The organism is Alishewanella sp. SMS8 (assembly GCF_030737935.1).
Lineage (GTDB): Bacteria > Pseudomonadota > Gammaproteobacteria > Enterobacterales > Alteromonadaceae > Alishewanella > Alishewanella maricola.
Window position 1 is genome coordinate 106,098 of the sequence record NZ_JAPJEA010000001.1, and the last position, 18,651, is coordinate 124,748.

Below are 18,651 nucleotides of genomic sequence, written 5' to 3' on the forward strand. Positions count from 1 at the left end.
ATTTGAATATAAACCTGATCTCTTTATAATCCTTGGCAAGTTCACGTTAAAAAAGAGTACTTATGAACGATCACAATACCGAATTACGCAAAGCGGGTCTTAAAGTCACGCTGCCTCGAGTAAAAATCCTTGAGATCCTACAAGATCCAAAAAATCAGCATATCAGTGCTGAAGATGTGTATAAAATCCTGTTGGAGTTGGGTGAAGATATCGGTTTAGCCACAGTTTATCGAGTACTTAACCAATTTGATGATGCAGGCATTTTAACGCGCCACCATTTTGAAGGCGGAAAATCGGTGTTTGAGCTCACCGGTGCTAACCATCATGATCATTTAGTTTGTTTAAAATGCGGTAAGGTTGTCGAATTTGAAGATGATATTATCGAAAGACGCCAATTAGAAATTGCTAACAGCAATGGTATCAAACTCACCCATCACAGTTTGTATTTGTATGGTGAGTGCGAAGATACGGCAAAATGTAAGCTTTACGCGCAAAATCAGTAAATTGAAATCTTAAAAACCTTCCTTGTGAAGGTTTTTTATTCATATCGCTGCTCAACATCAGCAATAATTTTGAAGCTATTGTTAAATACGCTTGATATAATGTTGCTGTCTTGGCAAAAAGAGGTGTTAAAGCTAAATTTTATGAGTCTACTGATCGCGTTTGTGGTTTTGTCTATCAGCGTTTCCTTCATTTGCTCTATTCTTGAAGCCGCCCTACTCTCCATCACACCGAGCTATATTGCGCAGCAAAAATTGCTCAAGCCAAAGCTATACGAAAAACTAAAACAACTGAAAGAAAAAATTGACCAACCCTTAGCGGCTATTTTAACGCTCAATACCGTGGCACATACCGTGGGTGCTACCGGTGTCGGTGCGCAAGTGACTATTGTATTTGGCGATGGTTATTTGGGTATCGCTTCTGCGGTAATGACATTATTGATCTTGATTCTTTCAGAGATCGTGCCAAAAACCATCGGTGCCCGTTATTGGCCAAGCCTAGTGCCAGTGTTGCCTACCGTGTTAAACACGATGATTCTGCTGCTAAAACCTTTTATCTGGATGTCGGATCAGGTAATGAAATTATTTGGGGGCGGCCAGCATGAACTTGATTTAAGACAAGAAATTAAAGCCCTAACCATTTTGGGCCGCGAGTTAAATAAGCTAGATGAAAATGAGCAACGCGTGATCAGTAATATTTTGGATCTGCATGAAATCAAAGTACGCGATATTATGACGCCGCGCACCGTTTGTGATTATGCCAAACCGGATGAATTGTTAGCCGATTTAGTGAAACGCGCCAAAAAAGGTCAGTATTCCCGTTATCCTATTTTAGATCACGAAGAAGCCCCCATCGGCATCGTGTTTCGTTATGACATGTTGGATTATCAAAGTGGACAGACGGCCTCAGACATCAAAAAACCGGTTAAAGTCATTTCGGATAAAATGAATGTTGAGCAATTAATGTCGCAGCTGATCCGCGAGCAGCAACATATGGCGCTGGTTTATGACGAGTACGGCAGCTGGATGGGTTTAGTAACCATGGAAGATGTGTTTGAAGCGATTATCGGCCAACCTATTATGGATGAAACCGATAACATTCCTAACCTGCGTCGTTTTGCGAAACGCCGTTGGGAAAACAAGCAAAAACAACTGGAAGAGATGAAATAACAAATATTAGGGTGAAATCTAAGGTTTCACCCTAAATCGTCTTAAAACGGCGGTACGCTTTGATTAAAGGTCAGCATTAATCCGCACCATTTGCAGCGCATTGATATAGTTGCCATATTGAAAGGCATAATCTGTTAATTCCGCCTCAACTTCAAAACCAAAACGTTCATACAATGCAATCGCTGAGTCGTTATTGCTATACACCAGTAATTCAATACGCCGCAATGCTAACCAGTTATCCGCTAAATCTAAGGCGGCACGAAGCAGTGACGACCCCACACCCTGCCCTTGATACGCTTCAGCTACTGCCATACCAATATCCGCTGCATGGCGTCGCCGTGGATTCTGCATCACCTGTAAACCTAATTGACCAATGACTTCACCTTCTAACTCCGCCACCAAATTATAAAAACCGGCTTGCGGTTCAAATAAACTTTGCCATTTTGCCATCGGCTGAAACGGCAATTGTAAGGTGTTGGCATAGACTAAGGGGGTATCATAAATGGCTTTCACTGCCGCAATATCTGCCGGCTCTGCATGTCGAATAAGCGGTAACATGACCTTTCTCCCTAAAGACGAACCAGACCATATAAGATAAATAATAGCTGCGAATAGTAAAGTTGCGCCTAAAGAAAAGCCAGCAGATTATGCTAAAAGTGGAGTGATGCAGGTAAAAGTTTTTGTCGTTGCCTAAAAAAACGGAGTGGCTTGGCCACTCCGTTTTTCATAACGAGTTGCTATTAACGCCAGCGGTTACAGTGCAGCGTCAAGCTCAGGAAGCACATTGAACAAATCGCCAACAATACCGTAATCCGCTACTTGGAAGATTGGCGCTTCAGCGTCTTTGTTAATTGCAACAATCACTTTCGAGTCTTTCATACCGGCTAAGTGTTGAATAGCACCAGAAATACCGACAGCAATATATAAATCAGGAGCCACAATTTTACCGGTTTGACCCACTTGCATATCATTTGGCACAAAGCCGGCATCCACTGCTGCGCGAGACGCACCAATCGCCGCATTCAACTTATCGGCAATCCCATTTAGCAGCGCAAAATTTTCACCATTTTGCATACCACGGCCACCAGAAATAATGACTTTAGCGGCGGTCAGTTCAGGACGCTCTGATTTGGTTAACTCTTCTGCGACAAAACGAGATACACCGAGATCTTTAACCACCGACACCGCTTCAATGGCTGCAGCATTGCCGGTTGCAGCAGCGGCAAAAACGGAACTACGCACTGTTAATACTTTAATCTTAGCAGTCGAGTGCACGGTAGCGATAGCGTTACCTGCATAGATCGGTCTGACAAAGGTATCGGCACTTTCAATCGCAATCACATCGGAAAGCTGTGCCACGTCAAGTAAAGCCGCTACGCGTGGCAGCATATTTTTACCGGTGGTGGTCGCGGCCGCCAGAATATGGCTGTAACTCGCGCCAAGCTCGGCCACCAGTGCAGCGACATTTTCAGCCAGTTGATGGCCATAAGCAGGCGCATCTGCGTGCAACACTTTACTGACCCCCGCGATGGTCGCGGCTTCGTTAGCTGAGGCTTGGCAATCTGACCCCGCCACTAACAGATGGATGTCTTGACCAATTAATGTGGCTGCTTGTACTGTTTTGAATGTATCCGCTTTTAACGCCGCGTTATTATGTTCTGCAATTACTAAAATCGTCATCAGATCACCTTCGCTTCATCTTTTAACTTGCTGACCAACTCGGCCACTGACTCGACAATGACCCCGGCTTTACGGCTTTGTGGTGCCGTGACTTTTAAAGTCTGAACTTCTGAGCTTAAGCCGACACCGAAACTGTCTGCAGCTTTCACATCTAAAGGTTTCTTTTTCGCTTTCATAATGTTCGGCAGTGAAGCGTAGCGCGGTTCATTTAAGCGTAGATCGGTTGATACTACCGCAGGTAAACTCAGTTCTACTGTTTGCAAGCCACCGTCAATTTCACGCGTCACTTGCACTTTATCATTAGCCACAACCACTTTTGAGGCAAAAGTACCCTGCCCCATACCGGTTAGCGCAGCTAACATCTGAGCGGTTTGGTTATTATCAGAATCGATCGCTTGTTTACCCAGAATCACTAACTGTGGTTGTTCTTCTGCCACCACTTTGGCTAATAATTTAGCCACTTGTAACGAATCAAGCGTAAGGTCAGTTTCGATATGAATAGCACGGTCCGCACCTAAAGCTAAGGCTGTACGCAGCTGTTCTTGAACCGCTTTTGCACCAATAGACACCACGATCACTTCGCTAGCGCTACCGGCTTCTTTTAAGCGTACCGCTTCTTCAACAGCAATTTCGCAGAACGGGTTTAATGCCATTTTGACATTTGCTAAATCCACACCAGATTGATCCGGTTTAACCCGAACTTTCACGTTATAATCAATTACCCGTTTTACCGGTACTAATAGCTTCATAATGGCCTCATATTAATGCCAGCCTTTTGCAGGCTGCTTTACGTGAAGGTAAAGTTTAACTTGTCGAATGCCTGCCAATCTACTTCCTGTTGACGTTAACGTCAACCTGCAATATTCTGATAGCGGTATTAGATGCGACAATTATGTAAACTATAGCATCCAACGTCGGTTTACTGAGTGACTTAATGCGTTAATTTCATTAAGACTCTGGCGACCGCCACCCCCAACGCAGCAAGAGAGGTATTCAGTGGAAAGAGAAGCAATGGAGTACGACGTTGTCATCGTCGGTGCAGGTCCAGCTGGTTTATCAGCTGCTATCCGTTTGATGCAACGCGCGCAAGCCGCAGCTCAAGAACTGTCTGTTTGTGTGGTGGAAAAAGGCTCTGAAGTGGGCGCTCATATCCTATCGGGTGCCGTGTTTGAACCCAGAGCATTAAATGAATTATTACCTGACTGGCAAACACTTGGCGCACCACTCAATACACCGGTAACCCATGATGATATCTACTGGTTTAATAACGCCGAGCAGGCTCGAAAAATACCAGGTATAGCCACACCTAAAACCATGCATAACAGCGGCAATTTTATTATCTCTGCAGCCAATTTGTGTCGTTGGTTAGCCGAACAAGCTGAAGGTTTAGGTGTCGATATTTTCCCCGGTTTTGCCGCCAGCGAATTACTGATAAACGACGGTGCCGTTGCTGGCATAATCATTGGTGATATGGGTGTTGATCGCCAAGGTCAACCCAAAGACAGTTACACACCCGGCATGGAGTTAAAGGCAAAATATACGTTGTTTGCTGAAGGTTGCCGCGGACATTTAGGCAAACAACTGATTAGCCAATTTAAATTGGATCTAGACAGCGCGCCACAACATTATGCTATTGGCTTTAAAGAAATTTGGGATGTGCCTGCCGATCAACATCATCCAGGTTTAGTCGTGCATTCTGCTGGCTGGCCTTTAAATGATGCCAGCGGTGGCGGTTATTTATACCACAGCGAAGATCAGCAAGTTGTGGTCGGATTAATTGTCGATTTAAATTATCAAAACCCGTATCTGAACCCGTTTGAGGAGTTTCAACGCTATAAGCAACATCCGGTCATTCGTCAATATCTTAGTGGCGGCAAACGCGTGACTTACGGTGCCCGTGCTATTGCCAAAGGCGGCTTGCACAGCTTACCAAAAATGAGCTTCAAAGGTGGTTTACTGCTCGGTTGTAATGCCGGTACCTTAAACTTTGCCAAAATTAAAGGTAATCACACAGCCATGAAATCGGGTATGTTGGCTGCCGAAACCGTTGCGGATGCCTTATTTAATGGTGATTTGGGTGGAGAAGATTTAACGGCTTACGCCAGTAATATTAAAAATAGCTGGCTCTATACAGAGCTTTATAGCGCGCGAAACTTTGGTGCTGCCATCCATAAATTTGGAACCTTTTTTGGTGGTGTCTATAACACGCTGGATCAAAACCTGTTTCAGGGTAAATTACCCTTTACCCTACACGATACCACGCCGGATCACGCCTGTTTAAAACTGGCCAGCGAGTGTCAGCCAATCAGTTATCCGAAACCAGATAACCAGCTCAGTTTTGATCGCTTAAGTTCAGTGTATTTGTCCAATACCAACCATGAGGAAGAACAGCCTTGTCATCTACGTTTAAAAGATACCAGCATTCCCATCACGGTTAATTTAGCCAAATATGCCGAACCAGCACAGCGTTATTGTCCGGCAGGAGTCTATGAAATTATCGAAGACGAACACGCTAATCCTAAGCTACAAATTAATGCGCAGAACTGCATTCACTGTAAAACCTGTGACATTAAAGATCCCAGTCAGAATATTACTTGGGTGACACCAGAAGGGGGCGGCGGGCCGAACTACCCAAATATGTAAGCATGTTTGTAGCTCTTAAAAAACGCCGCGTGAAACGCGGCGTTTTGCTTGATGCAACTTTAGGCTGTTAAGGCAATCGTTCGCCGCGAGCCGCAATATATAATTGATACCAGTGCTCGCGATTTAATAAAATACGGCTCGCTTCGGCACAAGCACGAATGCGCTGTAAATTGGTGGTGCCGATCACCGGCTGTACCTGTGCCGGATGGCGCATCAACCAAGCGAGGATAATCGCTTCAGTACTGCATTGATATTCTGCTGCAAATTGTTGCAGTAGCTGACAGACCGCATTTTCTGCTTCCGTCTGCCCAGGATAACCGACGCTAAACCGCCCTTGTGCTAGGCTTCCCCAGCTTTGAATTTGAATTTTATGTAACTGACAGTATTCAATGGTGCCATAACCAAAGTGTCTATTTGCCGCAGCAGGCATTCCTACCATCACGCCCTCTTCCAGCCAATTGTGCGCGGCTAAACTCATTTCTAACTGATTCGCACGTAGCGGCTGTGTCACGGCTTGCTGCAACAGTTGCAATTGTGCCCAGCCCATATTCGATACACCAAAGTGTCTTACCTTACCTTGCTGTTGTAACTGGTTAAAAGCTTCAGCTACTTCTTCAGGTTGACATAAAGGATCCGGCCGATGTAGTAACAGCAGATCGAGATACTCAGTTTGTAAACGTTGTAACGATTCTTCAACAGCGCGCAAAATAGCGGTTTTAGAACAATCGTATAACCCCACTTGTCCCGTCTGCGGTAAGCGAATAGCGCATTTAGACTGAATATACAGTTGCTCCCGTTGCTGAGGATGGGCGTTTAAATAACGACCAAACACCGTTTCAGCTTTACCATGACTATAAATATCCGCATGGTCGAAGAAATTAATACCATTCTCCAGTGCGGTCTCTATTACGGCAAAGGCCTGCTGCTCAGCCGCGAGGCTTACCTCGGTTTCATTCCAACCACCGCCTAATCCCATACACCCCATACTGATGCGGCTGGCTTGCGGTAAAATGTCATGTATTGGTAATGTCATGCTGAATTCTCAATTAATTGAAGGCTTATGCTAAATCAAGCTGAACGCGCGGCGGTGAAAACCTTGTACAAACCAAGCCAGACACTTACACTAGCGCGCTAGATAACTTTTAATACTGTTTACTGACAACGCTATGACCGAAGAAGCTACCTTATACCGTTTAAATAAATTTATCAGTGATACCGGTTTTTGCTCGCGCCGTCAGGCCGATGCCCACATTGCTGCCGGTGATGTCACCGTAAATGGTCAACTGGCAGAAATGGGCCTGAAAGTATCTTATGCTGACACTGTTTTAATTAAGGGGCAACCCTTAAAGGAAAAACCCAAACGGGTTTATCTGGCTTATCATAAGCCGGTAGGCATTACCTGTACCACCGAGCGGCATATTGCCGGCAATATTATTGATGCGGTGAAGTACCCCGAGCGGATCTTCCCGATTGGCCGCTTAGACAAACCCTCTGAAGGTTTAATCTTTTTAACGAATGACGGTGATATCGTCAATAAAGTATTGCGTGCCGGCAATGCCCATGAGAAAGAGTACGTGGTCAGCGTGAATAAACCGATATCAGATTACTTTATTAAGAAAATGTCACAGGGAGTGCCTATTTTAGGCACGGTTACCCTTCCCTGTCAGGTGACCCAGATCTCACGTAATACGTTTAAGATCATTTTAACGCAGGGGCTCAATCGGCAAATTCGCCGTATGGCAGAGTTTTTAGGCTATGAAGTGGTTAAGCTAAAACGCATCCGCATTATGCATATTCGTTTAGCCGAGCTTAAACCCGGCAAATGGCGCTTACTCGATCCGATCGAAATTAAAATGCTGGACCAACTGGTTCAAGATTCCAGCAAAGTGGCCGCTAGCGCCCAGCATGATCACGAAGAATAACCGAGCAGCAGCAACGGTCATATTCTTGTATACCTAGCCCTGCTCTGCAGGGCGATTTAAAAACGTCAGTAACTCTGCTAACGGCATCGGCCGCGCATAATAATAACCTTGCGCCCGATCACAACCGAGTTGTTGACACAATTCACTCATTTCTGCGGTTTCGACACCTTCAATTACCACGGTTTTACCAATTTGATTGCAGGTACTGACCAACATTTCAACAATTTTACGTTGCTTAAGATCGTGGGTAAGATCACGGGTAAAGGAGCGATCTAATTTCACAATATCTGCCGGCAACCGATAAAGATAAGACAAACTAGAATAGCCGGTACCAAAATCATCAATGGCTAGCTGACAGCCTAAGGCTTTAATCTGATTAGGCAGCGCCAGCGTATGGCCTTGCTCCTCTAATAAAGCACTTTCGGTCAACTCAATACAAATTCGCGCAGGGTCAATCTGATATTCTGCTAATACTGCGTCTAAGAATTGTACAAAATCATAACGCCTAAGCTGCTGTGCTGACACATTAATCGCCACGCTAAGTTTGGCTAAACCCGGATTTTCAACCAGATCACGCAGCACCATCTTCATGACTTGTTCGCCTATTTGAATGATTTGTCCGGTTTGTTCAGCAATCGGGATAAAAGAAACAGGCGAGATAAAGCTCCCCTGATGCTGCCAACGCACTAAACTTTCAATAGCAACGGTTTTACCTGTACTGAACTCCATCACCGGCTGGTAGTACACCTGTAATTGCTCTGCATCGAGGGCCGCTTGTAACTTGTTACGCATAGCCACAATATTGCGGTAGTTATCAGCCATGGTATCTTGATAAAAACGGTAAGTATTTCCCCCTGCCTGTTTGGCATTACTCATCGCCACATCTGCAAGCTGGGTTAATAATTGCGAGCTGCAATGGGCTTCTTGATTTTGCACAATACCAATACTGGCTGACAAATACACATCAAACCCGGTCACTGCGCTAGGTTGAGATAAAGCGCGTAACAACGCATTCGCTAACTGTTCAGTGGCCTCAAAGGGAGATTCAGGTAAGTACACTAAAAACTCATCACCACTAAAACGCGCTAATAAAGCCTGTTCTCCACAAAGTAAACGGATACGCAGCGCCATTTCTGAGAGCAATTTATCGCCAACATCATGCCCAAAACTGTCGTTTATCGGTTTAAAACCGTCTAAATCAATAAATATAATCACTTCGGGTGCCGTCTTTTCACGGATCACAACCTGCTCGACTGCTTGATAAAAGGCATCGCGGCGCAATAAGCCGGTAATATCATCAAACTTAGCGAGGGTCGACAGTTTCACTTTTTCGTGGCGCAACAAACGCGTGCGATCAGCAGCTAAAATAAAGGTGCAGCAGAACAGTAGCGATACCCATAATATGATTTGATGTAATCGACTGCGCGCTTGCAACTCGGTGAGATCGGTAATAAAAACATAAAAAGGAATACTACCCCAATTAGCTTGATCGGGTTGAATTTGTTGATGATACGGATAACGGCGTTGTAAATCAGGTAAGGTCGCCCGCTTAAAGCCACTGGCATCAGCGGTAAACAGCAACTGGGGTAATACTTCCAGGTAAATTTGAATTTTTGCCGCGCCCACAGAGTTATCGACTAATAACGCTTGTTGTAAATTAATCAGCACCAGTAAAAATTCTGGCGAAGCGTCTGTAACAGGCAAAGCCAAGCGCAACATCATAATGGGTAAATCACTGTCTAACGAAGCACGATTGATGGCCATGGCTTCCTGATCCGAGCCAGAAAACAGCCACGACCGAGTACCCTCGCTACTAAACAAACCTTGTTCTTGAAACGAAGCGGCTTTACCCGTCATTAACACGGCTTGCTGTTGCTGATCAAAAATGACAGCACCATAGACCACATCGTAGGCAGCCGTAATGGCAGACAGATCTTCTGTGATAAATTGTAAACGTTCAGCAGGATTAACTCGCTGCCATCTTGTACGAGCACGCTGAAATAATTCTTCAGAAAACGCTAACTGGGCTTGTACTTGGCTGACCACCCGAGTCACTTTTTGCTCGGCTAAGTGTGTTTCATAGCGCACATCAAACACGCTTAGGGCAAACCAGATGCCATATCCGGCTTGAAACATTAACATAGCAGCAATAGCGCTATGGCTTAATGGCCGGGTGACCTGCAACTGAAAATGCTGTTTTAGCCAAAGCGAAATCCCGACCATAATCAGCATAATGGGTAATAAAGATGAGCTAAAGGGCGTGGTATTTTGCCAAGGCAGTTGCGGAAACCACAAGCTTAGCTGCGCGTAGCAGCCATACACAAGACAAATGAAAGCCATAATACGCCAAAGATAATGGCCAACACGCGTCGTATGCGAACAGACTAATATCGCCGCCGCTAACAATAGCAGCACTGACAACAAGGATAATGGCATACCACTTAAGTCTTGCAGCTGGCCTCGATGAGTAGCTAACCACAGATAACTGATAAAACTTAATATCAATAGGCTGCAGAATATTTGCAGTTTGCGGCGGTTGAAGAGTAAAGCGGTTAACCCCAAGCTGGCTAAAGCGGTGGCGAGAACTAAATTAAATGACAGTAAAGGCAGAATAAGCTTAGCTAAAAACAGGTGCTCGACCAGTCCTAATAACGCAATAATAGTGTAAAAGCCGGCAGTCAGCAGATAAAATACGGCAGCCGAAGCACGGCTTATACTATCGTTTACTTTCCAAGTTTCTGGCACTCTTAACACCATTTAACTGCATAGGCATATGAGTTTAGCCTATAAAACACGTGTAGCACATGTAACCACAGTGCCTGACAGGGTGCAACAAGGATATTTATGGATATGCTAAAGATTTAACCCGTTAACCCGCAAAAGCACTGCCATAATGATGCCTATAGCTTGGGCTTAACTTGGCTTCTGCGCCCTAACACCGTATAGTGGCGCGGTTAATTTCTTAGGTTCTTATTTATGCTGCAAAACAATCCGCTTTTGGCTCAATTAAAACAACAACTTAAAGAAACGTTACCTACAAAAGAAGGTATCGTTCGCGCAACAGCAAAAAGCTACGGCTTTTTAGAAATCAGCGACAAAGAAAGTGTTTTTATCGCGCCACCCCAAATGAAAAAGGTACTGCATGGTGATCGTATCCGCGCAGTGATCCGCACCGAAGGCGAAAAAAGCCAAGCTGAACCTGAAGCATTGTTAGAAAGTGCCATAAGCAGTTTTGTCGGCCAGATTAAACGTCAAAAAAACAAACTCAGTGTAGAGGCCGCCAACCCACTGTTACGAGACGCTTTTAAAGCGACAGTAGCTGAGGGCATTAATGCCGCTGAGTTACAAAATGGTGATTGGGTTATTGCTACGCTAAGCCAGCATGCGCTTAGCGCTGAGAGTTTTATTGTGACAATTACCGAGTTAGTGGCAAAAGCCGATGATCCAGAAGCGCCTTGGTGGGTTGTGTTAGCACGACACGAATTACCGAAAAGAGCGCCAGTTGCTCTTCAGCAATGGCCGTTACTAGACACTCAGCCTCGTACAGACTTTACTACGATACCGTTTTTGACAATTGATAACGCCTCAACTCAAGATATGGACGATGCGATCAGTGTTCGAGCCGAGGCTGATGGCTGGCAATTACAAGTTGCTGTTGCCGATCCAGACGCTTACATAGCCGCCGGCTCTACCTTAGATCAACAAGCACAGCAACGGGCTTTTACCACCTATTTGCCTGGGCGTAATATCCCCATGTTACCGCGCGAACTCGCAGATGATTTATGCTCGCTACAACAAGGGGTGAAGCGCCCAGCCATTGTCGCCACGATGCACGTTACAACAGACGGTGCTTTGCAAAGCCCGGCTGAGTTTACGTTGGCCTGGATTTGCTCGCAGGCGCGACTTAATTATCAGCAGGTTTCCGACTTTTTAGAACAACAAGGTGATTGGCAACCCGATAATAGCGACATGGCCGAGCAATTACAGCAACTGCAGTTATTAACGCAAGCCAGACAACAATGGCGTCAGCAACACGCCATTGTGTTTCAAGATAAACCGGATTACCGCTTTGAATTAGATGAAGCCGGTCAAGTGGTGCATATTCATACCGAACATCGGCGCATCGCTAATCAAATGGTAGAAGAGGCGATGATCGCCGCTAACCAAGCCTGTGGTGATTTACTGGCCAATCGTTTGGGCTTTGGTTTATTTAACGTGCATCAAGGCTTTGACAGCAACAAACTCAGCGCACTGGCTGAATTACTGCAACAGCATACCGCACCCGTTGCACACGAGGAACTGGCTGAATTGAGCGGTTATTGCCAATTACGTCGCTGGTTAACGCAACAAGATACGCGCTATTTAGAAAGCCGTTTACGTCGTTTTCAAGCCTATGCTGGCATGAGTATTACGCCTGCACCGCATTTTGGTATGGGCTTAACGCAATATGCAACCTGGACTTCACCAATCCGTAAATATGGCGATCTGGTCAATCAACGTTTGTTAAAAGCCATTTTACAGCAACAGCCTGCGCCGGAGATCCCCGAACAGCTGACGCAACATCTGGCCGATCAACGCAAAGTACAGCGCAAAGCCGAACGGGATATCGCCGATTGGTTGTATCATCTGTATCTACAGCCGCAACTCGGTGCAGCTCAAGCATTTACCGCTGAGATATTTGATATTAACCGAGCGGGGATCCGTGTGCGTTTATTAGAAAACGGCGCGGCGGCCTTTATTCCTGCCAGCTTAATTGCTCAGGGTAGCGAAACGGTTAAATTAAATTGGGAAGAAGGCCGTTGCTATCTTGCCGAGCAAGCCTTGTACGAGTTAGGCCAGCAACTGCAGGTGCAGTTACATGAGCTGAATGAACCTGGTAATATTTTAGTCAAACCTTTGCAAAGCGCAGAGTAAAGCGCCCGTCAGCTGATTTGCTAACGGGCCCAAAGGCTCATTTAGATCAGGGCCTGTTGACGTTTGCTGTTTAGATTTTGTTCGTTTGGCGATGTTTTGATCGCGAAACGAGGAGTGTAATTTAGTTATTCTAAATAAACGACGAGAGACAAAGAGCAAAGCATCGCCAGACGAACCCTTCGGGCAGCGTGTGGCTGGCATTTCTACTGCGTTATCGCTTGTTTATGTAGAATAACTACACGGCACAAGCTCTGCCTTGTATAAATACCAGCCACTCAGCTGCAAAAACAACCAGCAAGCGTCAACAAGCCCTAGTTATTACGCTCTTCTGCTTGAGCTTTTTGGGTTTCATCGCGGATCCATTCGCGCCAAATCGCCACCAACAATGCCATTAATACCGGGCCAATAAATAACCCCACTAAACCCATCGTTTTCACGCCACCAATTAAACCAAAAAATGTGGGTAAAAACGGCAGTTTAATTCGCCCTCCCACCAAGGTTGGCCGAATGGTTTTATCGACAATAAATAGCTCGATACTGCCCCATAAAAATAAGCCAATCCCTGCGGTGGTAGCACCGGTGCCAACGAGGTATAACGAAATCAAACTAAAGGCCAGCGGTGCGCCACCGGGCACCAGCGCCATAAAGCCCGTTAACACACCAAAAGCGACCGGCGAAGGCACCCCTGCCACCCAGTAAGCAACGCCCAGTACCACGCCTTCACCCACGGCAATAATTGACATCCCCAGCACGGTTGAGGTTACGGTAGCCGGTACCACCCGCGAAAAACGCTGCCAACGCTGTGGCAAAATACCCTCGCCCACGGTATCTAATTGCAGCGCTAATTTATCGCCGTCTTTATACAAAAAAAACAGCGTAATCAACATAAACAACAGTGACAGTAAAAACCCTGCGGTATGCCAGCCCATGGTTAAAATGGTACGGGAAATACCACCAAGATGTTCTCCCGTGACCACACTGATAAATTGCCCCAACTGATTAGGCGCACTAAGGTGCGCCTGCCATAACTCTGCTAACCACTCTCCCGCTAAGGGCAAGGCAGCTAACCATGCCGGTACCGGCTCACCAAATTGGTTGGCATGCACCAGCCATTGCAGCCAGGTTTTGGCTTCTTGCAGCGCAAAAGAAAACACCAATGTTAAAGGCACCACTAACCCTAACACTATCATCGTTAACGCCAGTGATGCCGCTAAGATCACGTTTTCAGCGCAGCGCTGCACCAATTTTTGATAAAGCGGCCAGCTGGCAAAGCAGATAATCAGCGCGGCTAATACTGGCACCAAAAAACCAATAAAGAAAAACACCCCTGAGGCTAAAATCAACAACAGCAAAACGCGACTGATCGCTTCATTACTAAAAATTTGTGCCATGCTTACCACCTTTGACTGCCCGCAAGGGGCTGACGACACCTAGAAATGCAGCCTTGATCCTAGCCACAATAATGGCGCTACTTTACTGCTTTACGGGTGAAATAGCACTGACAAGCAGCTGCTTGCGACTAAAGTTTTGCGACTTGTCGCGCGACGGTGCAACTTCCCCCTCTTCACGTCCCAAAATAAGGGGCAACAGCTGTCCATTTGACGAAAACACACCTAGCCTCTAAAGTTAAACAGCAACACTATTGCAAGAGCGAGAATGAATGAAAACTCTCTACAGAACCTTAATGATTATCGGCTTATTGCTCGCTGCTTTGATCTGCTATGGCTATGGTTTTTCGAGTGGCACAGTAATTTTTGTGGTGCTAGGCATGGTATTAGAATTGGGGTTTTGGTTGGGCTTGTTCAGCAACAAGCTGATACCCAAGTCTTAGCCTGCTGCGCGCTCGTTAATCCCTTACCCTGCCGCTGTCAAAATAACAACTTGTTGCGGCTTTAATGACCAAAAGGCACCCACCTAAGCGGTGGATGCTTGTTCTTTACATTAAACAACTGGCATCGCTATCAGTAACCCAGTGTAATGTCAGCAGCGTTTAATGACCGCCACCTAAAGACTTAATAGCTTGGATCATCGACACCATGACCTTTTGCGCATCACCGTACACCATTTGCGTGTTATCGGCATAAAACAACGCGTTTTCAACACCAGAATACCCTTTACCCTGACCACGCTTCACTACATACACCTGCTTAGCCATGTCGACGTTCAAAATAGGCATACCGTAAATCGGTGAGCTTTTGTTACTGCGCGCGGCAGGATTGACCGTATCGTTAGCGCCGATCACGATGGCGACATCCGCATCTTTAAACTCATTATTAATGTCTTCCATATCATAAATAATGTCATAAGGCACACCGGCTTCTGCCAGTAACACGTTCATGTGTCCGGGCATACGGCCCGCTACCGGATGAATGGCAAATTTCACTTCCACATCGGCGTCTTGCAGTAACTTCACTAATTCATACAATTTATGTTGTGCTTGTGCCACCGCTAAACCGTAGCCTGGGGCAATAATCACTTTAGTGGCATACCGCATATTGATACCGGCATCGCCTGCATCAATCGGTTTTTGGCTACCCGCCATTTCGCCTTGTTCTTCATCGCCCGCTGCCCCGAAGTTTGAAAATAGCACATTAGCCACAGAGCGATTCATCGCTTTAGCCATTAATAAGGTTAATAAAGAGCCAGCAGAGCCAACCACCATACCGGCAATCATCAACGCTGGGTTATTCAGCACATAGCCTTCAAAGCCAACCGCTAAGCCAGTAAAGGCGTTGTACAGTGAGATTACGACAGGCATGTCGGCACCGCCAATAGGCATGGTCATCATCACACCGTAAACCAGCGCTAAGGCAAAAAACACCGCAAACACCGGCATGCTGACCGCACCGCCCTGCCAAACGATATAAGCACCCATGGCTAACAACACTAGCAACAAACTGCCGTTGACCAGCTGTAGCGCGCTAAAACGCAAGGTGCCATTAATTCGTCCATCGAGTTTTGCCCAGGCAATTAATGAGCCGGACAACGACACCGCACCAATCACCCCACCCAGCACCGCTAGGCTCAGTGAAATACTGCCGTGCGTTTTATAGCCAATTAGCTCAATAGCAGCAATGGCCGCTGCTGCACCGCCGCCCATGCCATTATAAAGCGCCACCATTTGTGGCATTTCGGTCATGGCCACTTTTTTACCACTGCGCCAAGCCCAGCCTAAACCGATCGCCAGCGCGAGGAATGCCAAGGTTAAGTTGGTACTTAAATGCGGTTTTGCGGCTTCGTTCACGTCTAACGTGTAGAGAAAGCTCGCCAACACCGCTAACACCATACCGGCACCGGCTACCACAATGCCTGAGCGTGCCGTTAAGGGTGATGACATGCGCTTTAAACCATAGATAAACAAAAACGCCGCAACGAAATAACTGGCATCAATCAACAAAGCTGCATTCATGTGTTACTCCTTGGCTTTAGGGCTTTTACTTGAGGGTTTAAACATCTGCAGCATACGCTCTGTGACGACATAACCGCCCGCAGCATTGCCGGCCCCCAATAACACGCCTAAAAAACCAATAATCTGCTCAGGTAATGAACTCGCATTAAGTAATGCCCAGAGCGCCCCCACTACCACGATGCCATGAATAAAATTCGAGCCAGACATTAACGGCGTATGCAAAATAGCCGGTACACGGCCGATAATTTCAAAGCCGGTAAAGGCAGCCAGCATAAAAATGTATAAGGCGACAAAGCCCGTTAAAATAGTGGTGCTGTATTCCATAAAAACTCCCAAAGCCTGTATTTATTGTTCTAGTGCGGTTTTAATCGCAGCGGGTTTGATCTCGCCCGCGTGCGTCAGTACCGTTTTGGCTAACACTTCATCTTCCCAGTTCAGGGCGATTTCACCGTCAACAATAAACAGTTGCAGTAAATTCAGTACGTTTTTGGCGTACAACTCAGAAGCATGCTCCGCCAACATCGAGGGGACATTTAAAGGGGCCGCGATAGTAATTTGACCTTGCAGTACGGTTTCACCCGGCACGCTGTATTCGCAATTACCGCCGCCCTCGGCTGCAAGGTCAATGATTACGGCGCCCAGTTTCATGCCATCAACTTGCGCTTTACTGATCAATTTGGGCGAAGGTCGCCCCGGAATGGCTGCAGTGGTGATCACAATATCGGCTTGTTGAATATGTTTGGTGACGACCGCAGCAATCTTGTCTTTTTCTGCTGCAGCTAATTCTCGGGCATAACCGCCTTCACCGCGAGCATCAACGCCGGTATCCACAAATTTAGCCCCTAAAGATTCGGCCTGCTCTTTGGTTTCAGGCCTAACGTCATAACCTTCGGTTATCGCACCTAAGCGTCTAGCGGTGGCCAACGCTTGCAAACCGGCAACCCCAAGCCCCATCACTAAACAGCGTGCCGGGCGAATAGAGCCAACCGCAGTGGTCATCATCGGTAAAATACGGGAAAGCTTAGTCGCGCCCATTAAGGCGGCATAATAACCGGCGAGTGCAGCTTGTGAAGATAATGCATCCATAGCTTGGGCGCGGCTAATGCGCGGTACTTGTTCCATGGCGAAACAGGTGATCTGTTTATCACGTAATAAGCGGGTTAATGCCGCTTCTTTATGGGGATAAATAAAACTAATTAAGATCGTGCCGGGTTGCAGCAAGGTAATGAGTTCAGCGCTGGGCGCTTGCACCGCTAACACAATAGCTGCATCCGCGAGTAATGCTTGTTCACTCTGGGCAAAAGTCACAGCACTGAAGGCCGTGTCTGGCAGCTTACTGGCTAAACCCGCCCCGCTTAGCATACTGATACTGCAACCCAGTTTCGCGAGCTTATCCGCCACTGCAGGCACCATCGCGACCCGTTTCTCATGCGGCCTGCGCTCAAACAACACGGCAACCTTTATCGGCATATCCTTTACTCCTAATGATAACTGTCTGAGGAGTATAGTCTTTACTTAGAAACTTACCGGTGTTTCAGCATTAAAAGTTTTTGAGGTTTAGGTTATCTTTTGTCATAACGCTGCAAAACTCAACAACCTCGTTGCCTAAAAACGCCAACAGGATACGAATGTATGTCGCGGTTGTTCGCTGAAATCCTTGCCATGTCACTCAGCACTTAGCATCAGATGTTCAGTTATATTTAATCAAATAACAGCTTAACAACCCTTTTGTTTATCCCTCATTCGACAAACAAACACGAAACAGCCGCGACAGTGGTTAATGTAGCGTTAAGCACGGGGTGTTATAAATAAAGTTCACACGTTGAAAGGTACATTCAAATGAAAACGTTAATGTTCGCCTTATCCATCTCTACCTTACTGTTAAGTCATTCGACTATGGCCAACCCGAGCACGAAAAAGGCTTACCACCGGGCTTGGAAAAAAAATTAGAAAAAGGTCAACCTTTACCACCGGGTTGGCAAAAAAAACTATCGGCTGGTCAGTTTTTACATGATGATTATTATCGTCGTAGTACGGTATTAAAAAGACCGAATGCTGATGGCATTATCACTATCCAAATTGAAGGCACCATCATTGAATTATTTGAACACAGCAGAGAAATAGTACGAATTTTGGAAGGTAAACGTTAAAACGCCTTAATATAAAAGGCGATATTTCGGATACAAAAAAACCGCTTAGATAAGCGGTTTTTTTTGAATTTGGAGCGAGTTACGAGATTCGAACTCGTGACCTCGACCTTGGCAAGGTCGCGCTCTACCAGCTGAGCTAAACTCGCAATGTATTGCTTTAATATTGCTGGTCAATATTAAATGGTGCCCGGGGCCGGACTTGAACCGGCACGAGGTTTCCCTCGAGGGATTATAAATCCATTCTGATGCGCAGAACCAAGGTA

At 46.1% G+C, this 18,651-nt stretch carries 15 protein-coding genes, 1 tRNA gene and 1 pseudogene; 7 read left to right on the top strand and 10 right to left on the bottom strand.

All coding sequences use genetic code 11. The features are described from left to right. The first annotated feature begins 62 nt into the window (after window positions 1-62). Both fur and ORJ01_RS00530 read left to right on the top strand, forming a co-directional pair. On the top strand, window positions 63-503 hold the full coding sequence (fur, locus tag ORJ01_RS00525; protein WP_226751483.1) for a ferric iron uptake transcriptional regulator: 441 nt from the start codon (window positions 63-65) through the stop codon (window positions 501-503). Window positions 504-644: 141 nt separating this feature from the next. Then, window positions 645-1,670, top strand: a complete 1,026-nt coding sequence (locus ORJ01_RS00530) for a CNNM domain-containing protein (RefSeq protein WP_306176581.1) — start codon at window positions 645-647, stop codon at window positions 1,668-1,670. A gap of 63 nt (window positions 1,671-1,733) precedes the next feature. Here the strand turns inward: ORJ01_RS00530 and ORJ01_RS00535 are convergent, their stop codons facing one another. The 3 genes from ORJ01_RS00535 to ORJ01_RS00545 all read right to left on the bottom strand — a co-directional run bounded on the left by ORJ01_RS00535 (window position 1,734) and on the right by ORJ01_RS00545 (window position 4,099). Then, window positions 1,734-2,228: a GNAT family N-acetyltransferase gene (locus ORJ01_RS00535; RefSeq protein WP_306176582.1), complete on the bottom strand. Its 495-nt coding sequence runs from the start codon at window positions 2,226-2,228 to the stop codon at window positions 1,734-1,736. A gap of 195 nt (window positions 2,229-2,423) precedes the next feature. Continuing rightward, window positions 2,424-3,350 (bottom strand): electron transfer flavoprotein subunit alpha/FixB family protein, encoded by a 927-nt coding sequence (locus ORJ01_RS00540; RefSeq protein WP_306176583.1) that lies wholly within the window; start codon window positions 3,348-3,350, stop codon window positions 2,424-2,426. Next, window positions 3,350-4,099, bottom strand: coding sequence for an electron transfer flavoprotein subunit beta/FixA family protein (locus ORJ01_RS00545; protein WP_226751479.1), 750 nt, complete (start codon window positions 4,097-4,099; stop codon window positions 3,350-3,352). Before ORJ01_RS00545 ends, ORJ01_RS00540 begins: the two co-directional genes overlap by 1 nt. A gap of 247 nt (window positions 4,100-4,346) precedes the next feature. Between ORJ01_RS00545 and ORJ01_RS00550 the strand changes: the two genes are divergently transcribed. After that, the gene (locus tag ORJ01_RS00550; protein WP_306176584.1) at window positions 4,347-5,993 is read left to right on the top strand and encodes an electron transfer flavoprotein-ubiquinone oxidoreductase; all 1,647 of its coding nucleotides are present in this window, start codon (window positions 4,347-4,349) and stop codon (window positions 5,991-5,993) included. A gap of 67 nt (window positions 5,994-6,060) precedes the next feature. Here the strand turns inward: ORJ01_RS00550 and ORJ01_RS00555 are convergent, their stop codons facing one another. Beyond that, window positions 6,061-7,026, bottom strand: a complete 966-nt coding sequence (locus tag ORJ01_RS00555; RefSeq protein ID WP_306176585.1) for an aldo/keto reductase family oxidoreductase — start codon at window positions 7,024-7,026, stop codon at window positions 6,061-6,063. A 133-nt stretch (window positions 7,027-7,159) separates the two neighbouring features. Here ORJ01_RS00555 and ORJ01_RS00560 point away from each other — a divergent pair. Further along, window positions 7,160-7,879, top strand: a pseudogene (locus ORJ01_RS00560) (pseudouridine synthase); the annotation flags it as partial. Window positions 7,880-7,948: 69 nt separating this feature from the next. Here the strand turns inward: ORJ01_RS00560 and ORJ01_RS00565 are convergent. After that, window positions 7,949-10,660, bottom strand: a complete 2,712-nt coding sequence (locus ORJ01_RS00565; protein ID WP_306176586.1) for a bifunctional diguanylate cyclase/phosphodiesterase — start codon at window positions 10,658-10,660, stop codon at window positions 7,949-7,951. 231 nt (window positions 10,661-10,891) lie between these two features. Here ORJ01_RS00565 and ORJ01_RS00570 point away from each other — a divergent pair, with 231 nt between their 5' ends. Then, the gene (locus ORJ01_RS00570) at window positions 10,892-12,829 is read left to right on the top strand and encodes an exoribonuclease II (protein WP_306176587.1); all 1,938 of its coding nucleotides are present in this window, start codon (window positions 10,892-10,894) and stop codon (window positions 12,827-12,829) included. Between the two features lie 311 nt (window positions 12,830-13,140). Here ORJ01_RS00570 and ORJ01_RS00575 read toward each other — a convergent pair whose 3' ends face one another. Beyond that, window positions 13,141-14,220, bottom strand: a complete 1,080-nt coding sequence (locus ORJ01_RS00575) for an AI-2E family transporter (RefSeq protein WP_306176588.1) — start codon at window positions 14,218-14,220, stop codon at window positions 13,141-13,143. Between the two features lie 269 nt (window positions 14,221-14,489). Here ORJ01_RS00575 and ORJ01_RS00580 point away from each other — a divergent pair, with 269 nt between their 5' ends. Continuing rightward, window positions 14,490-14,660, top strand: a complete 171-nt coding sequence (locus ORJ01_RS00580; RefSeq protein ID WP_306176589.1) for a hypothetical protein — start codon at window positions 14,490-14,492, stop codon at window positions 14,658-14,660. Window positions 14,661-14,819: 159 nt separating this feature from the next. Here ORJ01_RS00580 and ORJ01_RS00585 read toward each other — a convergent pair whose 3' ends face one another. The 3 genes from ORJ01_RS00585 to ORJ01_RS00595 are packed head-to-tail and all read right to left on the bottom strand — an operon-like array spanning window position 14,820 to window position 17,708. After that, window positions 14,820-16,238 carry an NAD(P)(+) transhydrogenase (Re/Si-specific) subunit beta gene (locus ORJ01_RS00585; protein ID WP_306176590.1) on the bottom strand — a complete coding sequence of 473 codons (1,419 nt, stop codon included), beginning with the start codon at window positions 16,236-16,238 and terminating at the stop codon, window positions 14,820-14,822. A 3-nt stretch (window positions 16,239-16,241) separates the two neighbouring features. Then, window positions 16,242-16,562 (bottom strand): NAD(P) transhydrogenase subunit alpha, encoded by a 321-nt coding sequence (locus tag ORJ01_RS00590; RefSeq protein ID WP_226751470.1) that lies wholly within the window; start codon window positions 16,560-16,562, stop codon window positions 16,242-16,244. Between the two features lie 21 nt (window positions 16,563-16,583). Continuing rightward, window positions 16,584-17,708: an NAD(P) transhydrogenase subunit alpha gene (locus ORJ01_RS00595; RefSeq protein WP_306176591.1), complete on the bottom strand. Its 1,125-nt coding sequence runs from the start codon at window positions 17,706-17,708 to the stop codon at window positions 16,584-16,586. Window positions 17,709-18,172: 464 nt separating this feature from the next. Here ORJ01_RS00595 and ORJ01_RS00600 point away from each other — a divergent pair, with 464 nt between their 5' ends. Continuing rightward, window positions 18,173-18,388 (top strand): hypothetical protein, encoded by a 216-nt coding sequence (locus tag ORJ01_RS00600; protein WP_306176592.1) that lies wholly within the window; start codon window positions 18,173-18,175, stop codon window positions 18,386-18,388. 70 nt (window positions 18,389-18,458) lie between these two features. Here ORJ01_RS00600 and ORJ01_RS00605 read toward each other — a convergent pair. Then, window positions 18,459-18,534: transfer RNA gene (locus ORJ01_RS00605), tRNA-Gly, on the bottom strand. Window positions 18,535-18,651 lie beyond the last annotated feature (117 nt).